Below are 17,077 nucleotides of genomic sequence, written 5' to 3'. Positions count from 1 at the left end.
AATATTACTCTCTATGATAAGGATGGTTTGTTGTAACACTCCAAGCGCGATATAACGCTTCGGCTACCACTACACGTACCATCGGATGTGGTAAGGTTAGCGGTGACAACGACCAGCGTTGTTCTGATGCCGCGATGCATTCTGGTGCAAGTCCTTCTGGGCCGCCAATTAATAGGCTAACGTCACGACCGTCATGCTTCCACTTATCTAGTTCAACGGCTAGTTGTTCTGTAGTCCAAGGTTTGCCGGTAACTTCCAGAGTCACGATACGATTACCTTTCGGGATCGCTTGCATCGTTTTTACACCTTCGAGTTCTAAGATCCGTTTGATGTCAGCGTTTTTGCCACGCTTACCCGCATTGATCTCAAGTAATTCAAAAGGCATATCTTTAGGGAAGCGACGTGCATATTCTTTATACCCGGTTTCTACCCATGCTGGCATCTTAGTGCCAACTGCAACTAGCTGAATTTTCATTTGACTATGCCCCTACAGACTGCCAAAGTTGTTCTAGTTGGTAAAGATCACGTGTTTGTTGTTGCATGATGTGGACTACTACGTCACCCATATCAACTAAAACCCATTCACTATCTTCTGTACCTTCAATACCCATAACGAATACTTCGTTACGTTTAGCTTCAAGGTAAAGGTGATTAGAAATCGACTTAACGTGAGTTTTTGATGTGCCAGTACATACGATCATTAAATCTGTTACTGGTGATTTACCCTTAACATCAACAACTTGGATGTCTCGGGCTTTCATATCTTCAATTTTATCTAGTACAAATGCTTGCAGTTCAGAAGTTTGCAAGGGTCCTCCAGAGGAACTTTATCGAGTTAACCGCGAATTATAACAGTGAATAATACCTAAATATATACCTAGCTTGTTTATGAGCCAGTATCTCTTGTAGTTTATTTATACAAGTTATTTTTATATATATAAGACAGCACATTATCAGGCAGTAGATATTGCGGGGTTTGCTGGTGTTTAATCAACTGACGGATCCGTGTCGCCGATATTTCTAACTGGGTGCTTGGCCAGAGTAAAATTCGGCCCTGTTTTTGCTGCTTTAGGACTTCGACATCCGTTGTTTGCACTTGTTCAAATAATTTTTGTACTTCTGGCGCTAATTGTAATGCGTAGTTAGGACGATAACTGACTACGAGATGACAATAATCGAGCAATTCTTGCCAACGATACCAGGTATGTAAACTATTAAGTGAATCAAGACCAATTAAAAAGCACACGGGTGTTGTTGGATTTTCAGCTGCTAGCTCGATTAACGTATCAATGGTATAAGAAGGCGTTGTACGATTTAACTCGCGCGTATCAACGCTTAACTCTTCACAGTCTTCTACCGCTAATGTCGCCATCGCTAGTCGGTGGTCTGCACAGGACCCCGGCGTGGCACGGTGTGGCGGGATATGATTTGGCATTAATCTGACTTCAGCTAAATTAAGTTGCTGTAATAAGTCTAAGCAAGGACGAAGATGACCATAATGGATCGGATCAAATGTACCGCCTAAAATACCGATGGCGCGAGTAGGTGTAAAGTCAGTCATAAACAGCCGTTAGTTATTAATAAAGACACAAATCATTTAATTTCGGAATGATTAAAATTGGGTAACAAGGTTGAGTCGGCAAAGCTAATACTCAACATCTGTAAAGATAGCCAAGGTTCAACGCTGGTACTTGTTTTTATCGCACTATCAACACTTGAACAGAGTACTAACATTTGCTCTATTTTACTTAATGATAAGCGGCTTAAGCAGGCATTTATAATCTGCTGTCGGCCAGCCCATAAGCGCTGTTTTTTCATTTCGTCAATCACAGACAAGCCTTGCTGCTGCATCAAACTGTAATGATAAAGTTGATTTATTTCTTTGTTTAGCGCCCAGTTAATGACAATCGGGTCGACACCTTCTGCTTGTAATTGCTGGAGGATCCGCTGACCACGATTTACTTTACCGGCAAGCAGGGCGTCAACAAGCTGGAAACTACTAAAGTGTGAATGCTGGGTAATTGACTGCTGCAATTGTGCCAAGCTCAATGTTTGACCTGGATAGAGCAGGGATAACTTATCAATTTCTTGTTTTGCTGCGAGTAAGTTACCTTCAAAGCTACGACACAGAAGGGTGATTACATCCGCTGGTGCTTCTAAGTTTGCACGTTTAAGACGGTAGCGCATCCAGTTGGCAAAAAAACGACCTTCGGGATGGCCAACAGGAATGTAGAGTGCATTTTTAAAGTACTGCGTAAACCATTTCGCACTTTGCTGTGCTTTGGTGAGGTAGGGACCACTGAGAATTAAAATAAGATCGGGGTTTAGCTGCTTAAACAAATCATTAAGCTGGCTAATGTCTTCTTTCGTGGGGCGTTTATCAAAGATGAGCTCGACAGTTTGACGACTAGAGAACAGTGACATCGATTGGCAAGTATTAAAAGCCGCAGGCCAATCCATTGTCGGTTCAGCATGAAACTTATGGTGTTCATCAAAGCCTACTTTTTTAGCGGCTGCTTTAATCTGCTCAATCGCTTCCATTTTTAATAATGGTTCTTCACCGAATATTAAATAACAGGGTTTTAGTTCAGTTTTTAGGTACTGATCGAGTTGTTCTGGATAGACGCGCATTAGTTAGCTTCAAGCTCTGTATTTAATTCTGTATTTAGTTCTACTTCACTTAGCTCGGTTTCATCATCGTTATCACCAATGGTTTGTGGTTTGATTATAACTTGACTTAAGGTTCGAACAATTTGTTGTGCCGCTGCTTCACGCATTTCCCGCTCTAATAGTTCTGATTCACGTGAGCTAGCGAGTGCTCTTTGTGGATTATTTAACAGATCGCGTTGTAGGGCAACAGTAAAGTATTGTGGTTCTTGATTCGGTAAACGTACTTCCATCTTGATCACATAGCTCAATTCATATTCAGCTGCACTTGCATCTGAATAGAGCGAAACAGTACGTCGTTCTGTGCTCTCGGACATAATTCTTAGTATTGGTGTCTGTGAATTTAATAGTGCAGGATCCATTGCTGTCGTTTTAGTTTTGGTTGAATCTTCATCCGTTATATCAGAAAAATTATCGCTTTCTGTTGTTAGAGTCTTATTGCTCGTTGTTGATGCTACAGTCGGAACAACAAGATTAATTTGGTTGTAGCGTAAATCTTGTTTGATGAGGCGTGTTAAATCGGAATACTTACTCGATACTAATGTTAAATTACGTAATTCATTTGGAATGCCGCTGCCATTTTTTAAATGAAAGCCACAGCCGCCAAGAATAGCAGTAAAGAGGAAGATGCAAATTAGTCGAATAAAACCTGGTTTCAGTGCCGATGCGATCATAATGCCTACAAAATATATAAGTGAATTGTAGGTAATTTTACACGTAATCTAAAAACAAAAAAGCCCTAGACTCTACTATAAAAATAAAAGCAGAATGCAGGGCCTATTTTTTGTGTCTAAGTTGTCTATTAATCGAGTAAATACAGCGTTAATTAATCAGCTATTAACGCTGTAGAACGTGACAATAAATAATCTTAGTTAGCAACTATGTTGAGTAGTTTACCTGGTACGAAAATCACTTTACGTACTGTTTTACCATCGGTAAATTTAGTCACGTTTTCGTCAGCGTTCGCAAGTGCTTCAACCGTTTCACGCGTGGCGTCTGCAGGTACTGTTAATTTAGCACGCAGTTTACCGTTCACTTGAACAATGATTAGTTTTTCAGACTCAACCATTGCCGCTTTATCCGCGAGAGGCCATAGTGCTTCGTCGATATTACCTTCTTGACCTAATTTGCCCCACAGCTCAAAACAGATATGCGGAGTGATTGGTGCAAGTAGACGAACAACTGCAACTAATGCTTCTTGAAGTAGTGCGCGATCTTGCTCTGCTTCTTGAGGTGCTTTAGTTAGCTTGTTCATTAGTTCCATCACAGATGCGATTGCTGTGTTGAAGGTCTGACGACGATCGATATCATCAGATACTTTCGCAATTGTTTTATGGACTTCACGACGCAGTTCTTTTTGCTTGCTGTTAAGTGCAGCAACATCGAGAGCGGCAACTTCACCTTTGCTGATGTGGTTATAAGCAAGTGTCCAGACACGACGTAGGAAACGGTGTGCGCCTTCTACTGCAGAGTCTTGCCATTCTAGCGTTTGGTCTGCAGGAGCTGCAAACATCATGAATAGACGTACTGTATCAGCACCAAAACGCTCGATCATTGTTTGTGGGTCAATACCGTTGTTTTTAGACTTAGACATTTTTGTCATGCCAGTATAAACAAGTTCATTGCCTTCATTGTCGATGTATTTAGTAGGTTGACCTTTTTCGTCACGCTCAACTGTTACATCTAATGGAGAAACCCAAACACGGCCGCCGCTTGCGTTGGTGTAGTAGTATGCATCTGCAAGTACCATACCTTGACAAAGTAGACGTTTGAACGGTTCGTTGCTATCAACCATTTGCTCATCACGTAACAGTTTGTGGAAGAAACGGGCATATAATAAATGCATACATGCGTGTTCAATACCACCAACATACTGATCCACTGGTAACCAGTGATTTGCATCGTCACGGTTTAGCATTTCAGTTTCTGATGTTGCGCTACAGTAACGTGCGTAGTACCAAGATGATTCCATGAAGGTATCAAATGTGTCAGTTTCACGTAGTGCCGGTTGACCGTTGTATGTTGTTTTAGCCCACTCTTTGTCTGCTTTAATTGGACTCTGAATGCCGTCCATTTGTACATCTTCAGGTAGGATCACTGGTAGTTGGTCTGCTGGTGTTGGAACCACAGTACCATCTTCAAGTGTTAACATTGGGATTGGCGCGCCCCAATAACGTTGACGAGAAACACCCCAATCGCGTAGACGGAAGTTAACTTTCTTGGTGCCTTGGCCGTTTGCTTCTAATTTAGCCGCAATTGCATCTACTGCTGCGCCAAATTCTAAACCGTCAAATTCACCTGAATTAAATAACACACCTTTTTCAGTGAATGCTACTTCTGATACGTCTAGTTCGCTACCGTCTGCTGGTTTTATTACAGGTACGATATCGATGCTGTATTTAGTTGCGAATTCATAGTCACGTTGATCGTGAGCTGGAACCGCCATTACTGCGCCAGTGCCGTAACCCATCAATACGAAGTTTGCTACGTATACAGGTACTTTACGACCATTTAATGGATGAATAGCATATAAGCCTGTAGCCATGCCTTTCTTTTCCATTTTTTCTAGATCAGCTTCAGCCACTTTCATGTTTTTACATTCAAGGTTGAATGCAGCTAATTCTGGATTGTTTTGTGCAGCTTGTTCAGCCAGTGGGTGACCTGCTGCGATGCCCACATACGTTACGCCCATTACTGTGTCTGGACGTGTCGTGTATACAGATAGTTTGCTTAGCTCGTCACTTTGACCATCAACGATAAAGTCTAATTCAATACCTTCACTGCGACCGATCCAGTTACGTTGCATTGTTTTAACTTGCTCAGGCCAGCCGTCAAGATCATCAATTGATGTAAGCAGTTCGTCTGCGTACTCAGTGATTTTAATGAACCACTGTGGAATTTCTTTTTGTTCTACAGGGGTATCACAACGCCAGCAACAACCGTCATTTACTTGTTCATTAGCCAGTACAGTTTCATCGTTCGGGCACCAGTTAACTGATGAAGTCTTCTTATAAACTAAACCTTTGTTGAAAAGTTTAGTGAAGAACTCTTGTTCCCAACGGTAGTATTCAGGTGTACATGTTGCGATTTCACGCTTCCAGTCATAACCAAAGCCTAGAGACGTTAGCTGACCTTTCATGTAATCAATGTTTTCATACGTCCAAGGCGCTGGTGCCGTGTTGTTTTTGATTGCAGCATTTTCAGCAGGCAGACCAAATGCATCCCAACCGATAGGTTGTAATACGTTTTTTCCTTGCATACGTTGGAAGCGTGCTATCACGTCACCAATTGTGTAGTTACGTACGTGGCCCATGTGCAGTCGACCACTTGGGTATGGGAACATAGACAAGCAGTAGAATTTCTCTTTAGTTTCGTCGTTTTGTACTTCGAATGTTTTATTTTCTTGCCAGTGTTTTTGAACCTGAGGTTCGATACTGCTTGGAGTATATTGTTCTTGCATGGGTAATATCCAGTCTGTTCTTGGTAGGATTTATAAACAAAATTTTGCCATAGAATACCTTAGCAGACTAAGGGCAACAAGTTTCATTTGCAGATTGGGATAAGTTTTACATACTGATAATGCTTATTGAAGACTTTTACAAGGTAACTATGTGATGCAGTCCGCTTGTTGGGGGCGTATTTTGGCATATACTTAAGTTATAGCAGTAACTATATTCCTTCTTCTAAGGAGCCCGTTATTGCTGACAATAAATAATTTTTACTGATGAATATAGATGACGTTTTATTAATAAATGCAGGTTAACTGTTATTACATTAATTCGGAGGTTTATATGGCTAAGCTCAATACTCAGTATCAAAATTCAGTGCGCAACTTATCTGTACATCCTCTGGGCTTTAAAGGGAGGAAGCTGTTTATGGGTAATGATTTTACGCAACGATTTGTACTTAAAGCAGAAGCTTATTTAGGTGCTGCGGGTGATTTAACCAAAAAAGAACTAACAGAAGCATCTGCTTATATTCGCCATGATATTGGTGAATTTAATAAAGATTATCAGACGAGTGTTAGCAGTTTTAAGTTGTCAGCTTGGTATCAAGCATGGGATAAAATTACGTGGGGGGCATTGGCAGCGATTACGGATAAAACACAGGTCGAATGGACTGAGGTCGGAGATGATTTACAACACCAAGGTCGTTATAGGACCGGTGACGAAGTTGGCTTTGGTTTACTCACGTGTGTGCGCTGTGGTTATCAAAAAGAATTATTTCATCCTGCCATTGTACTTTCTTGTGCTGGCTGTGATGGTGACGAGTTTATGCGTGAAAGCTTTGATCCATAATGTATATAAACAATATATATAAATAATGATATACACCTAATGGTCAGTTCGATGATGCACTGACCATTTTTTTGCTTAGAATTAAACAGAGAGGATAGTTAAAATGGTTCATCTATTCTCACAGACGGAAACCCGACTTGCTGCGCTGTTGCTGTCGCGATATCTAAATTTCGATAACACTTTTCATGGCCGCTAAAATCGGTTAAAGGAATAATATCTCCATTTTGAGATTTAAATTCTACAATCCACCCGTTTGCTACCAAAGACGGTTCGACGATAGCCTCAACTAATTCATGTCTGTGATACATGCTTTTGATATCGGAAAGCTGCATGGTAATACCTCTCGTGGCGGAACAATCGGATTATAGATTTAGTGTAGTTGATGGTCAAACAACTTCAAGAAATTCGACTTTAAAAAATGATGGTACAGTTTGAATGGCTGGTTAGAATGCGTATTAATTGAATTGTAAACTTGTGATCTAGAACGATTAATTGTATCGATGAATTACGGTCTTTCGATGCTTCTACTCATACGGAGCAAATTAATTCGTTAACTTCCATTCTGTTTATCATACTGAGTTATACCATATTATTGTTTGGAAATCGGATGTTTACTCGAACTTCGTCATTACTCATTTCGTTATTCGTATCAAGCTATCAGCAGTTGTTCGCCGCTGATGTCATTCCTGATCTTGAAATTAAGTTGCCCATAGAGGATGCAGAGGCGTATTCTCGTTGCCCAAGTGTGCTTAATCAACATCGCATTAGCTATTTAGAAACACAGATTATTAAACACCGCCAGATTTATTACACTGGCCAAGAACCATTACTGCATGATGGAGAGTTTGATTTATTAGTTGATGAGTTAGCGCTCCTATCTCACTGCCTATCACCTGTATTAGGCAAGGTAGGTACAAATGACAATAAACAGAAGTATTTAGAGTATCCGCACCGACAAAAAATGCTGAGCTTAAATTCGGTACGTGATCGTGCCTTGATGGACGCGTTTTATCAAAGTCACCAAGATAAGTTGTTACTCATTCAACCGAAAATTGATGGTATGGCTGTTGAGTTAGTTTATGAAAAAGGCATCTTAGTTGCAGCATCGAGCAGAGGGGATGGTAGACAAGGTAAAGACTTGCTGGCGCTGATGTTACGCAGTGATGCTGTTGATAGTATTATTGCATATCCGCACACACTGGTTATTCATGGCGAATTATATATTAGTCAACAAGATTGGCAGGAACGACGTAAGTATGTCTCCTCTAGGCACATGACCGCGGGTATTGCCAGTCAATTGTCACCCACACAAGTAGATGTCATGAGTTTGCGCTTTATACCTTGGCGTTGGATTGATTCACCTTATAACGATGAATTTATGGGGTTAGCGAAGCTGGCTATGCTTGGATTTACTGATATGTCGAAGATGAGCCATGTCATTGATAGTCCTCAAGACATTGATTATTGGCTTGCGCATTACCAAAGCATGGAAACGTTATTACTTGATGGTGTAGTCATTAAATTAGCTGAGAATGCACTGCAACGTGAATATGGTCAAACCCAGCATGCTCCGCGTTGGGCGCTTGCATTAAAATTTAGTGGGCCGAAAGGATTAAGTCATGTTATTGATATAACGTATCAAATTGGTAAAAGTGGTCGTGTTACGCCTATTGTTCATTTACAACCTCTGGCATTATCAGGTCGACAGATAACGAAGGTTTCTGGGCGTTCACGACCTTGGTTACAGAAAGCCAAAATTGAAGTTGGCAGCCAAGTGGAAATTGAATTAGTGGGTAATGCAACACCGCAATTAACAAGGCTCGTGAGCAGTCGCTAGCATCTTGCATATTTAGGCAGTTTGAGTATACTGCTGCCCAGTAACTGCAACGGGCTCACTTTAAGATGGGCCCGTTTTTATTTTGATTGAAATGATCGAATATATCAGCGAAACACCCGGCTCGATGAAATGCTGGGCCACCTGTTTGTTTGAACTATGATGTAGGCAAAACCATGAAATTTATTGTAAAAATATTTCCAGAAGTAATGATGAAGAGTAAATCTGTACGCAAGCGTTTTAGTAAAATGCTGCAATCAAGTTTACGTAATATTCTACGCCGTGAAGATGAGCATGCACGCGTGATCCTTGAATGGGATAAAATTGTTGTCCGTACGACAGATGACAGTGAGAAAAACCGCGACTTTTATCGTGAAGTATTAAAAAACACCCCAGGGATTGCCCATTCACTTGAAGTTCAAGAGTCTGCTTTCACCGATCTGGATGATATTTTCCAGCAAGCATTACCTGTTTATAAAGATATTTTAGTTGGAAAAACGTTTTGTGTACGTGCTAAACGTAACGGTAAGCATGACTTTACGTCGATTGACTTAGAGCGTTATGTTGGTGGTGGCTTAAATCAGCATACAGAAGCGGCTGGTGTTCAATTAAGAAAACCACAAGAAACGATTAAAATTGAAGTTGAAAATGATAAATTATACTTGGTTACTGCTCGCCATGAAGGCTTAGGTGGTTTCCCTATGGCAGGACAAGAAGATGTGCTGTCATTAATGTCAGGTGGTTTTGACTCTGCGGTATCAAGTTACTTAACGATTAAACGTGGTAGCCGAACGCATTTCTGTTTCTTTAATTTAGGCGGTGATGCACATGAGATTGGTGTGAAACAAATTTCATACTTCTTGTGGAACAAATACAGTTCATCACACAAAGTTAAATTTGTCAGCGTACCGTTTGATCCTGTTGTTGCTGAGATTTTAGAAAAAGTAGATAACTCACAAATGGGCGTGATACTTAAGCGTATGATGATGCGTGCAGCGTCTAAAATTGCTGAGCGTTTAGGTATTGAAGCTTTGGTTACTGGTGAAGCAGTTGGTCAAGTATCAAGCCAAACTATTCGTAACTTATCGTTAATCGATTCAGTAACGGATACATTAATCTTACGTCCGTTAATTGTTGCTGATAAGCAAGATATTATTGATACTGCTCGTCATATTGGTACTGCTGAATTCTCAGAAACAATTCCTGAATACTGTGGTGTTATCTCGAATAAACCAACAGTAAAAGCAGTGAAAGAGAAGATCGAAGCAGAAGAAGCTAAATTCGACATGAGCTTGATTGACCAAGTTGTTATGGATGCAAACGTGATGGATATCCGTCAAATTGCAGAAGAAGCACAAGAGCAAGTTAGTGATGTTGAAGCTGTATCTGAAATTACATCAAACGAAGTGATCTTAGATATTCGTAGTATTGACGAAGTGGAAGATTCACCTCTTGAAGTTGACGGTTTAGCTATCGAGCACATGCCGTTCTTCAAATTAGGTAACCAGTTTGGCGAATTAGATCAAGATAAGACTTACTTACTGTACTGTGATCGTGGTGTGATGAGCAAACTGCAAGCGTTATACCTGATTGAAAAAGGTTATTCGAACGTTAAAGTTTACCGTCCTTAACTTTTACTCGTCTTAATAATTACGCTCTTAAGGTTGTGTCCTTATCAAGCTAATGAATAAAAGCCAGCAATCAGTTGCTGGCTTTTTTGATCCTGATGTGATTTTTGAATGATGTAACTAAGCGAGTTCAGTTTCGTGCAGCTTGATTTGATCATATAAGGCTTTATTCGCTGGAGCTTCGATACTGTAGGCATTCGCTACTTTTAAAACATACCCGGTAATGTAATCAATTTCGGATTGACGGTTAAAGTGATGATCTTGATGCATCGAAGAAAAGTTTTCAGCCGTACGTTCAATGACATTATCGACTTGTGCTTGTAGCTCTGTATAAGACCAAGGTAAGCGGGCTTTTTCACACACGAGTGCTAATTCTTGCACCACCTGTACTACATGCGGATATAACGCTGGGCTCACCAATTCACCATTCTTGCATTGATGGAGTGCTGTTAACGGGTTTATTGCACAGTTAATCACTAATTTAAGCCATAATTTCTCACGTATATCTTCACACCATGCTAACTCTTCAAGTGCAAATAACTGACTGGCGATATCTTTATAACGCTTAGCTTGATTATTAAATGCGCCTAACCAAGTGACACCTGCACCTGTATGGCGAATATGATCATCTGACAGTTTCAATACACCGTTGGAGGTTGTTCCAATCATGATTGCGTTTCGAGGAAATAGCTTTTCGGCTTGTTCCGCCGTACCCATGCCATTGTGTAACAGTACGATACAGCAATGCTTATCGATTTGTGATTGAAGCAAAGTTAATGCAGGAAGCACATGTTGGGCTTTTAGTGTAACCAGTAAAAAGTCACATTTAGGTGTGAGGCTAGGCTGGGCCATTACGGTGTTACTCGAATGTTCGCCATTTAAATCTTCAACGTTAAATGTGCGGATTTGAGCCTCACTCTCGGGACGTAATATAAACGCGGCGTGTTGGCCTGATTTTAATAATTTTTCTGCAAAAAAGTGCCCGATAGCACCCGCACCGAGAATGTTCCAATTAGCCATGTATTTTTGCTCGTAATGGTTGAATGATTAAGTAACCGGTGATACCGATTAAATCGGCGACGATATCCCAAGGGCTTGTTGTGCGGCCGGGTATCATACCTTGAATAAACTCAATGAAAATACCGAACCCAAGTAATACCATAAACAAGGTTATCGTTCTATCTGGGAAACTATAATCAAAAAGTAATGCTAATGTCGCAAAGGCAACTAAATGATTTAATTTGTCGTAACCTAATTGTGTTATATCAGTTGAAGGTTTGCCAAAAGCAAGTAGACAGATTATGAATATAACAATAACCAATAGTAATCGAAACCAGAGTTTATATTTCTCTAATGACATACTTATCTCAATAAAAAAGGGCATAATAGCAATTATAGTCAGTTAATCGTTACTTAATGCAAGCTAGTGACTTACTTCTGTAGTTAATGGTTGAATTACAACTACCATCTATTAGATAATCACATCATTATAAATGATAGGATATAAAGATGCCTCAATTTGATATTATTTCTGAAGTTGACATGGTTGAAGTTAAAAACGCAACTGACAATGCAAACCGTGAATTAAGCACACGCTTTGATTTTCGTGGTGTTGACGCAAGCTTTGAGCTGATTAAAGAAAAAGTAAAAATGCGCACAGATGAAGATATGCAACTTCGTCAAATGGCTGATATTTTACGTGGTGCTTTAGTGAAGCGTAACATAGATAGCTCTGCGATGAGCGTAGGTAAAACTGAATTTTCGGGTAAAACCTGCAGTGCAGACGTTGAGTTTTTACAAGGCGTTGAAGGCGCAGTAGCTAAAAAAGTTGTTAAATCAATTAAAGACAGCAAGCTTAAAGTACAAGTATCTATTCAAGGCGATAAAGTACGTGTTGTAGGTAAAAAGCGTGATGATTTACAAGCTGTTATGCAGCATGTAAAAACAGCTGAACTAGGTCAGCCGTTCCAGTTTGATAACTTCCGTGACTAATATGCCATGACTTGTATGAGTATTTACTTGCTCTAAGTCGTCTCATATAAATACATGTCATATAAGATGTTAAGCCCAGTCTATTTATATACACTGGGCTTTTTTATGCCTAAGATTCAATCCATTTAAAGCGTTTTGTCATTTGCATGTAAACTAATATTACAATAAAGACCACTGGAATAATCCCTAACACTGCGGTACCGATGAAGAAGGCTGAATAATCCCACGCATCGACCACAACCCCTGAGAATCCTGCAATAAACTTAGGTAGTAATACCATGATTGACGAGAACAGTGCATATTGAGTGGCGGTAAATTGGGTATTAGTTAGTCGCGATAAAAATACTACAAAAGCACAGGTTGCTATGCCAGCACTGAGGTTGTCTGCACTGATCACTAAGGTTAATAACAACAGGGCTGGGTCTTGTGTTTGCAACCAAGTCTCAGGCAGTATTAACGCAAGCATTGTCATTAATTGTGACATCGCCATGCTACCAGCCATCCAATGAAATAACAGATTAGTCAACGCAGCAAGTACACCACCTAATAATAAAGTAGAAAGTAAGCCTAAGCCATTGACCAACAACCCACCAACTCCGGCACCAACCAGTGTCATTACCACCCCAAAGACTTTTGCGACTGTGGCTACTTCAGCCTTCGAATAACCCATATCCACATAAAATGGGTTCGCCATGATCCCCATAACAATGTCACTAATACGATAGGTGATGACAATGCCCAGTAATAGTAAGCAGGTTTTACCGTATCGCTGAAATAGGTCGGTAAGGGGCTTTACTATCCCAGTAATAAGAAAGTCGCGAATATTATGTACATGATGTATTTTATGTTTGGCGATTGGTTCTTTAGAAAATAAGGTCGCAAAAACACCAAACAACATAAATAGCGCCATACAAGCATAAGCGAACTGCCAAGCAGCAGCGTTATAGACAGCGCTATTATCATAGAATGCAGCAATGGCTAATGAACCCGCACCTGCAATAATCATAGCAATACGATAGCCGGTCATGTAAGTGGCAGCCATGGCACCTTGTAAACGAGTTTCTGCACTCTCAATTCGAAAGGCATCGACAACAATATCTTGGGTTGCTGAAAAGAGTGCTAAACCAAGTGAAGCGATAATGAATAAGATCACGCTTTGTTGGGGATCTTGAGTCGCCATGATCATCAGCATTACAATGATCATTATTTGCGTGAAAAATAGCCAACTTCGACGTCGACCCAATTTATTATGCAGCCAAGGCAGCTGGATCTGATCAATCAAAGGTGACCAAGCCCATTTAAAGCCATAGGTAAGTGCTATCCAGCTAAAGAAACCAATACTGGCACGATCTACTCCGGCTTCACGTAGCCAAAATGATAATGTAGAAAAGACCAAAAGGATGGGTAATCCAGAGGAAAAACCAAATAATCCCATAAAAAGTACACGGGGATTAAGGTAAATCGATAAGTTTTGAAGAGTAGTCGGCAATGTCAGCATCCATCTAACGTAAGTGTTTGCTGATACTACCGTATTTTTATGAATTTAATAAGCCCGACAACAGACTGGGCTTGGTTTAATTTAATTTAATCGATTAAGTTTTATAATTGTGATGGCGAAATTAGTCCAAATATTCCGTGATAGGTCTAATACCAATACAGTTGTATGGTTTAACCCCCTGACCCTGTAGAAATAAAGCACCTGTATGTAATTGCTGGCGCAATATTTTGTTGGAAAAAATCTGTTGGCTTGACCAGCTTTTTAGCTCAAATAACAGGAACCAAAAAACCTGTTCTTTGCAGCTACTTGTCGACTCGTCATAAATATCCAAATCATCCCATTCTCGTAATGTTTCCCAAAGAAAATGGTTTAATTGCGCATAACTAAGTTTTTTCATTAGAAAAAAATCGAGATAGTTAGCTAAAACGTCAGATTTATCGTCAATGAACTTTTTCGCTTCCATGCAAATCTCCTCATTTGTTAGTATCTCATTTTAATCCTAGACGAAAATGTTTGGCTGTCATTAATTAGCGTATTCTTAATGCTGATTTATGAGTAAAGTGTGAAACATCTCAAAAGATTAATTTTTTTAAGTGTTGCACTTAAAAAAATAAAAAAATTTATATTCATGTAATGAGCGTGATCGTCAATGACTAAGATGTTGAAAGACCCTTTATAGATCAAACATCTGCTATAGTAGCGAAGCATACGCTTATTTTTATAACTGAATGGAACCTATATCATGCGAATAAATCACTTTTTTGCAAAATTACTCTTAATTTTGTGTTCAACATTTATGTTTAATACCGCGATCGCGGCAGAAACTAAAGCTTTAATCAAAACTAACCTTGGCGATATTACGATTGAGCTATATCCAGCACAGGCCCCCGTGTCTGTGGCTAACTTTATCAGTTATGTTAAAAGTGATTTTTATAGCGGTATTATTTTCCATCGCGTGATCCCTGGATTTATGGCTCAAACGGGTGGTTTTAATGAAAACCTTGAAAAGCAGGTAACAAAAAAACCAGTTGTTAATGAAGCGAATAATGGCTTGAGTAATGAGCGTGGCACACTGTCACTGGCGCGAACCAATAACCCCAACTCAGCTACATCGCAGTTTTTCATTAATCTAAAAGACAATAATTTCTTAGATCGCTCGGGTTCAAGTCCGTCGCAAGCGGGTTATGCTGTATTTGGCCGAGTGACAAAAGGGATGGATGTTGTTGATCAGATGGCAAAACAACCAACAGGTAAAAAGAAGTATTACAGTGATGTACCATTAACTAACATTGTGATTGAAAGCATCACTATGCTGAAATAGTCGAGTTTAACGATTATTTCTAATCGGTTACAGTAAGAAAAATAAAGTCTCGCTCGATACTTCTGATAAGTCATCGAGCGAGGCTTTTGCAATTGTATGCTCACTATAATTAGCGAGTTAAATAATAATTACAATTAGCGTGTTAGATAATCATTGATTTGTTGATCATTAAATACATCGTTCAATATCGACGATAATTGCTGAGAAAACTTTGTTTCTAAGTCACTCATTGATGGGCTAAATGCGCCTGTTAAGGTTGATGCACTGCGAAATTGCTTCGTCAGTGTTTGACCTTTATTATCAATTGATACGATCAGCATTAGCGTTGATTCAGCTTGATGCTCAAAACTATCTTGCTGAACATCAATTCTTGCCGTTTGCAGTTCAAGATTAATCGCGATATCTGCTTGTGGTGAGAACACTAAGCCTTGTTGCTCCCATCCCTGTTGTAGTTTCGCCGTTGTAAGGTTAACCAGTGAACTTTGGTTATTAAGCAACTGTGCTGGTTCTCCGACTTTATGGATCGCAATCAAGTAATTCGCATCACGGATGTCTTTACTTGTTATCGAAACCTGAGTACCTGCATATTGCGTTGTTAATGGCGCTGGCTCAGCCGTAATATTAACTTGCTGAGGGGAACTCGCACAGGCGGTTAGTAGTAATAGACTGATATTTAACAGCAGTTTTTTTAGCATATTATTTTTGTGCCTTAATAATAACGAACTTGGCATTTGATGCGACAACTTCATGATTGTCGAATAGGCGGTCAAGTTTGATATGGTAATCAAGATGACGATTACCAACAATATAAAGTGCGCCACCCCAAGCTAATGCGCGGTGAGCATCTTTGAACATTTGCCATGCAATATGATCGGTAATGGCTTTTTCTTGGTGGAATGGAGGGTTACATAACACCAAATCTACACTGTGTGGTTCGTAATCGTAAAGGCAGTTATTCACCAAAAACTCAATGTCCGGTTCGTGATTGGCGATATTAGCCGCGGCATTTTCTTTCGCTGATGCAATTGCCATGAATGATTCATCGACAAAAGTGATTTTAGCTTGTGGGTTTAAGCGTGCGGCAGTAATACCGATAATACCGTTACCACAGCCAAGATCGATAATATGCTGGTATTCACCTTTTGGTAAATGCTGCATGAAGAAGTTGCCGCCAATATCTAAATTGTTACGTGAAAATACATTGGCATGATTAGATAAAGAGATATTTGTTTTCGCTACATCCCAAGTTACTGGCGCTGGGATCTCTAATGCTTTCGTTTCTGTGATAGTCGAGAAGATCAAACGTGATTTTTTCTTCGCTAATGATGTTTTAGTTTCGCCGAGGTACTTTTCAAATAACGCTAAGGTAGAATTATGAATATCTTTCGCTTTTGCACCCGCAATGATCTTTGTGTTAGGAGTAACAACATGGCTAAGCATTGCCAGTTGATGCTCTAATAAAGATAATGTACGTGGGATCTTAATTAATACTAAATCAATATTTTTCGGTAACGCCGCAAGACAGTCTTGGACTTTTACTTGTTCTGTGCTTAACTCATTTTCATCTAGATTTTGCGCGATTGCCGCATGGCTGATCCACGAATCACTTACTGTCGTGATATTGTGTTGATTATACGCACAGGTTAATGCACCAAAACTATCATTGAAGATGAGTATTGAAGATTGTTCAGCAAGCGTTAAATCTGCAACAGTATTAAGAATATACTCATCAGCAGAGTCCCAAGCTTGCAGTTGCTCAACGCTACGTTTAGGGTAGCGGTACAAAGATAATTCGATACTTTCAAGAGATAGTTCAGTGTTCATAATATGATCCAGTTA

Annotated in this window: 18 protein-coding genes; 5 read left to right on the top strand and 13 right to left on the bottom strand. The window is 39.8% G+C overall.

Annotated features, from left to right (window positions below; genetic code table 11):
• Positions 1-4: 4 nt before the first annotated feature.
• The 6 genes from rlmH to leuS form a co-directional block, all read right to left on the bottom strand.
• Positions 5-475 carry a 23S rRNA (pseudouridine(1915)-N(3))-methyltransferase RlmH gene (gene rlmH, locus HWV02_RS19520; RefSeq protein ID WP_045109030.1) on the bottom strand — a complete coding sequence of 157 codons (471 nt, stop codon included), beginning with the start codon at positions 473-475 and terminating at the stop codon, positions 5-7.
• A gap of 4 nt (positions 476-479) precedes the next feature.
• Positions 480-809 carry a ribosome silencing factor gene (gene rsfS, locus HWV02_RS19515; protein ID WP_211673045.1) on the bottom strand — a complete coding sequence of 110 codons (330 nt, stop codon included), beginning with the start codon at positions 807-809 and terminating at the stop codon, positions 480-482.
• Positions 810-910: 101 nt separating this feature from the next.
• The gene (gene nadD / locus HWV02_RS19510) at positions 911-1,561 is read right to left on the bottom strand and encodes a nicotinate-nucleotide adenylyltransferase (RefSeq protein WP_211677441.1); all 651 of its coding nucleotides are present in this window, start codon (positions 1,559-1,561) and stop codon (positions 911-913) included.
• Between the two features lie 32 nt (positions 1,562-1,593).
• Positions 1,594-2,631, bottom strand: a complete 1,038-nt coding sequence (holA, locus tag HWV02_RS19505; RefSeq protein ID WP_211677440.1) for a DNA polymerase III subunit delta — start codon at positions 2,629-2,631, stop codon at positions 1,594-1,596.
• Positions 2,631-3,341 carry an LPS assembly lipoprotein LptE gene (lptE, locus tag HWV02_RS19500; RefSeq protein WP_211677439.1) on the bottom strand — a complete coding sequence of 237 codons (711 nt, stop codon included), beginning with the start codon at positions 3,339-3,341 and terminating at the stop codon, positions 2,631-2,633. The genes holA and lptE overlap by 1 nt, the downstream gene beginning before the upstream one ends.
• A gap of 194 nt (positions 3,342-3,535) precedes the next feature.
• The gene (gene leuS, locus HWV02_RS19495) at positions 3,536-6,127 is read right to left on the bottom strand and encodes a leucine--tRNA ligase (RefSeq protein WP_211689194.1); all 2,592 of its coding nucleotides are present in this window, start codon (positions 6,125-6,127) and stop codon (positions 3,536-3,538) included.
• 331 nt (positions 6,128-6,458) lie between these two features.
• On the opposite strand from leuS, the gene HWV02_RS19490 reads away from it, so the two are divergent.
• On the top strand, positions 6,459-6,965 hold the full coding sequence (locus tag HWV02_RS19490) for a hypothetical protein (protein ID WP_255546926.1): 507 nt from the start codon (positions 6,459-6,461) through the stop codon (positions 6,963-6,965).
• A gap of 98 nt (positions 6,966-7,063) precedes the next feature.
• Here the strand turns inward: HWV02_RS19490 and HWV02_RS19485 are convergent, their stop codons facing one another.
• Positions 7,064-7,297 (bottom strand): thymidylate kinase, encoded by a 234-nt coding sequence (locus HWV02_RS19485; RefSeq protein WP_211673040.1) that lies wholly within the window; start codon positions 7,295-7,297, stop codon positions 7,064-7,066.
• A 275-nt stretch (positions 7,298-7,572) separates the two neighbouring features.
• Between HWV02_RS19485 and HWV02_RS19480 the strand changes: the two genes are divergently transcribed.
• Positions 7,573-8,802, top strand: coding sequence for a DNA ligase (locus tag HWV02_RS19480; protein ID WP_211689193.1), 1,230 nt, complete (start codon positions 7,573-7,575; stop codon positions 8,800-8,802).
• 173 nt (positions 8,803-8,975) lie between these two features.
• Positions 8,976-10,430: a tRNA uracil 4-sulfurtransferase ThiI gene (thiI, locus tag HWV02_RS19475; RefSeq protein WP_211677436.1), complete on the top strand. Its 1,455-nt coding sequence runs from the start codon at positions 8,976-8,978 to the stop codon at positions 10,428-10,430.
• A gap of 117 nt (positions 10,431-10,547) precedes the next feature.
• Here the strand turns inward: thiI and HWV02_RS19470 are convergent, their stop codons facing one another.
• Positions 10,548-11,447 carry a ketopantoate reductase family protein gene (locus HWV02_RS19470; RefSeq protein WP_211677435.1) on the bottom strand — a complete coding sequence of 300 codons (900 nt, stop codon included), beginning with the start codon at positions 11,445-11,447 and terminating at the stop codon, positions 10,548-10,550.
• Positions 11,440-11,787 carry a VanZ family protein gene (locus HWV02_RS19465; protein ID WP_211673036.1) on the bottom strand — a complete coding sequence of 116 codons (348 nt, stop codon included), beginning with the start codon at positions 11,785-11,787 and terminating at the stop codon, positions 11,440-11,442. Before HWV02_RS19465 ends, HWV02_RS19470 begins: the two co-directional genes overlap by 8 nt.
• Positions 11,788-11,936: 149 nt before the next feature.
• On the opposite strand from HWV02_RS19465, the gene HWV02_RS19460 reads away from it, so the two are divergent.
• A complete protein-coding gene (locus tag HWV02_RS19460; protein WP_045109042.1) occupies positions 11,937-12,419 on the top strand; it encodes a YajQ family cyclic di-GMP-binding protein in 483 nt (160 codons plus the stop codon).
• Positions 12,420-12,528: 109 nt separating this feature from the next.
• Here the strand turns inward: HWV02_RS19460 and HWV02_RS19455 are convergent, their stop codons facing one another.
• Together HWV02_RS19455 and HWV02_RS19450 are read right to left on the bottom strand one after the other, a co-directional pair.
• Positions 12,529-13,917, bottom strand: coding sequence for an MFS transporter (locus HWV02_RS19455; protein WP_255550549.1), 1,389 nt, complete (start codon positions 13,915-13,917; stop codon positions 12,529-12,531).
• A 121-nt stretch (positions 13,918-14,038) separates the two neighbouring features.
• On the bottom strand, positions 14,039-14,380 hold the full coding sequence (locus HWV02_RS19450) for a hypothetical protein (RefSeq protein WP_211673035.1): 342 nt from the start codon (positions 14,378-14,380) through the stop codon (positions 14,039-14,041).
• 279 nt (positions 14,381-14,659) lie between these two features.
• Here HWV02_RS19450 and HWV02_RS19445 point away from each other — a divergent pair, with 279 nt between their 5' ends.
• Positions 14,660-15,238: a peptidylprolyl isomerase gene (locus HWV02_RS19445; protein WP_370629415.1), complete on the top strand. Its 579-nt coding sequence runs from the start codon at positions 14,660-14,662 to the stop codon at positions 15,236-15,238.
• 134 nt (positions 15,239-15,372) lie between these two features.
• Here HWV02_RS19445 and HWV02_RS19440 read toward each other — a convergent pair whose 3' ends face one another.
• Positions 15,373-15,933 (bottom strand): YajG family lipoprotein, encoded by a 561-nt coding sequence (locus tag HWV02_RS19440; RefSeq protein WP_211689192.1) that lies wholly within the window; start codon positions 15,931-15,933, stop codon positions 15,373-15,375.
• 1 nt (position 15,934) lies between these two features.
• Positions 15,935-17,062 carry a methyltransferase gene (locus HWV02_RS19435; protein WP_211677431.1) on the bottom strand — a complete coding sequence of 376 codons (1,128 nt, stop codon included), beginning with the start codon at positions 17,060-17,062 and terminating at the stop codon, positions 15,935-15,937.
• Positions 17,063-17,077: the final 15 nt, after the last annotated feature.

This window comes from Moritella sp. 28 (genome assembly GCF_018219435.1).
Taxonomy (GTDB): Bacteria; Pseudomonadota; Gammaproteobacteria; order Enterobacterales; family Moritellaceae; genus Moritella.
The sequence above is the reverse complement of the archived record's forward strand: the minus strand, read 5'-3'. Positions and strand labels throughout refer to the sequence as shown.

What these genes read in the sequence shown, in the direction of transcription:
- rlmH (WP_045109030.1), bottom strand. Translation starts at nt 475, where the DNA reads ATGAAAATTCAGCTAGTTGCAGTTGGCACTAAGATGCCAGCATGGGTA.
- nadD (WP_211677441.1), bottom strand. Translation starts at nt 1,561, where the DNA reads ATGACTGACTTTACACCTACTCGCGCCATCGGTATTTTAGGCGGTACA.
- holA (WP_211677440.1), bottom strand. Translation starts at nt 2,631, where the DNA reads ATGCGCGTCTATCCAGAACAACTCGATCAGTACCTAAAAACTGAACTA.
- lptE (WP_211677439.1), bottom strand. Translation starts at nt 3,341, where the DNA reads ATGATCGCATCGGCACTGAAACCAGGTTTTATTCGACTAATTTGCATC.
- leuS (WP_211689194.1), bottom strand. Translation starts at nt 6,127, where the DNA reads ATGCAAGAACAATATACTCCAAGCAGTATCGAACCTCAGGTTCAAAAA.
- HWV02_RS19490 (WP_255546926.1), top strand. Translation starts at nt 6,459, where the DNA reads ATGGCTAAGCTCAATACTCAGTATCAAAATTCAGTGCGCAACTTATCT.
- HWV02_RS19485 (WP_211673040.1), bottom strand. Translation starts at nt 7,297, where the DNA reads ATGCAGCTTTCCGATATCAAAAGCATGTATCACAGACATGAATTAGTT.
- HWV02_RS19480 (WP_211689193.1), top strand. Translation starts at nt 7,573, where the DNA reads ATGTTTACTCGAACTTCGTCATTACTCATTTCGTTATTCGTATCAAGC.
- thiI (WP_211677436.1), top strand. Translation starts at nt 8,976, where the DNA reads ATGAAATTTATTGTAAAAATATTTCCAGAAGTAATGATGAAGAGTAAA.
- HWV02_RS19470 (WP_211677435.1), bottom strand. Translation starts at nt 11,447, where the DNA reads ATGGCTAATTGGAACATTCTCGGTGCGGGTGCTATCGGGCACTTTTTT.
- HWV02_RS19465 (WP_211673036.1), bottom strand. Translation starts at nt 11,787, where the DNA reads ATGTCATTAGAGAAATATAAACTCTGGTTTCGATTACTATTGGTTATT.
- HWV02_RS19460 (WP_045109042.1), top strand. Translation starts at nt 11,937, where the DNA reads ATGCCTCAATTTGATATTATTTCTGAAGTTGACATGGTTGAAGTTAAA.
- HWV02_RS19455 (WP_255550549.1), bottom strand. Translation starts at nt 13,917, where the DNA reads ATGCTGACATTGCCGACTACTCTTCAAAACTTATCGATTTACCTTAAT.
- HWV02_RS19450 (WP_211673035.1), bottom strand. Translation starts at nt 14,380, where the DNA reads ATGGAAGCGAAAAAGTTCATTGACGATAAATCTGACGTTTTAGCTAAC.
- HWV02_RS19445 (WP_370629415.1), top strand. Translation starts at nt 14,660, where the DNA reads ATGCGAATAAATCACTTTTTTGCAAAATTACTCTTAATTTTGTGTTCA.
- HWV02_RS19440 (WP_211689192.1), bottom strand. Translation starts at nt 15,933, where the DNA reads ATGCTAAAAAAACTGCTGTTAAATATCAGTCTATTACTACTAACCGCC.
- HWV02_RS19435 (WP_211677431.1), bottom strand. Translation starts at nt 17,062, where the DNA reads ATGAACACTGAACTATCTCTTGAAAGTATCGAATTATCTTTGTACCGC.